Origin of the sequence: Arthrobacter sp. (genome assembly GCF_030540645.1) — a bacterium.
GTDB lineage: Bacteria > Actinomycetota > Actinomycetes > Actinomycetales > Micrococcaceae > Specibacter.
In genome coordinates, this window is sequence record NZ_JAUNVV010000131.1 from 1 (window position 1) to 1,291 (window position 1,291).

General features: G+C 61.8%; 1 protein-coding gene. It reads right to left on the minus strand.

Features of this window, described 5'->3' with window-relative positions:
- Nucleotides 1-3: 3 nt before the first annotated feature.
- Complete coding sequence (ilvA, locus tag Q4P21_RS15730; protein ID WP_303389668.1) at nucleotides 4-1,257, minus strand: threonine ammonia-lyase; 1,254 nt, start codon at nucleotides 1,255-1,257, stop codon at nucleotides 4-6.
- Nucleotides 1,258-1,291 lie beyond the last annotated feature (34 nt).

Genomic DNA, 1,291 nt, shown 5'->3' on the forward strand with positions numbered 1-1,291 from the left:
CCGTCACATTCTTTCAAGGGCGTGAAACGCGACGTCGTACCCGAGTCGTTGGAGCTCTGCAATGATCTCACTCTTGTGTTCTTGGCCTTTGGTCTCGACTGTGACACCGATCTGCACGTCGGTTGCCGCGAGCCCAGTGGTTGTGCGGTCGTGCTCGACACTCACCACGTTGCATTCGGTTCGTGCCAGTGCCGTAAGGAACTTCACGAGCGATCCAGGCCGATCAAGTACGCGCACGATCATCTCCATGTAGCGCCCGGCCGCCACGAGTCCATGCTGCAGCACGCGGTTAAGCAGCAATGTGTCCACGTTCCCGCCGGACAAGACGACAACGATGGGCCCTTCCAATCCTTGTGCTCCGGCAAGCAGGGCGGCGACACCAACCGCACCTGCAGGTTCCACCACCAGCTTCGCCCGCTCGCTCAGGAGCAGCATCGCTTCATCGATCTGCTCCTCCGTCACCGTCCGAATCTCGGCTACGTGCTGCCGCACAATGTCCAGCGTCAGCTGGCTGGGCTCCGGCACCGCGATCCCGTCGGCAATTGTCACCACCCGGGCCAGACGGACGGGCACACCCTTCTCCATCGAAGCCGGGAATGCTGCCGCCCCCTCAGCTTGCACGCCGACCACTCGGGCACTGGAACCGGTGAGGTGGACGGCCGCAGCCACCCCGGCCAGCAATCCCCCGCCTCCAGTGGGGACAATGATCGTGGCAACATCTGGAACTTGTTCCAGGACCTCAAGGCCCAACGTCGCCTGGCCGGTCACAATATCAACGTGATCAAACGGTGGAATGAAAACACGCCCACTTTTGGCAGCCTCGGCCTGCGCCAATTCGATGGACTCCGCCAGGTCTTCCCCGGCCAAGCGCACCTCGGCACCGTAGCCGCGGGTAGCGGTCACTTTCGGAAGTGCAGCCCCGGTCGGCATGAACACGACGCAGTCGATCCCCAACTCGCGTGCGGCCACAGCTACACCCTGAGCATGGTTGCCGGCGCTTGCCGCTATCACCCCCCGCTTGCGCTCCTCTTCCTTGAGCGCCGAGAGCCGTGTGAAGGCGCCACGCAGCTTGAACGAACCAGCACGTTGCAGATTCTCACATTTGAGAAGCACCGGCACCCCAGCCAGGGTGCTGAGCGACGTACTGGTCTCGATGGGCGTACAAGCCGTCACACCCTTGAGTAACTCCCTGGCCTGCTCGATCTCAGCGAGACGAATTGGCATTAATTCGTCGTTGACCGCGCCTGCTGCACACATGATGAGACTCCTCCACCTAAATTTGCTGTTCTCC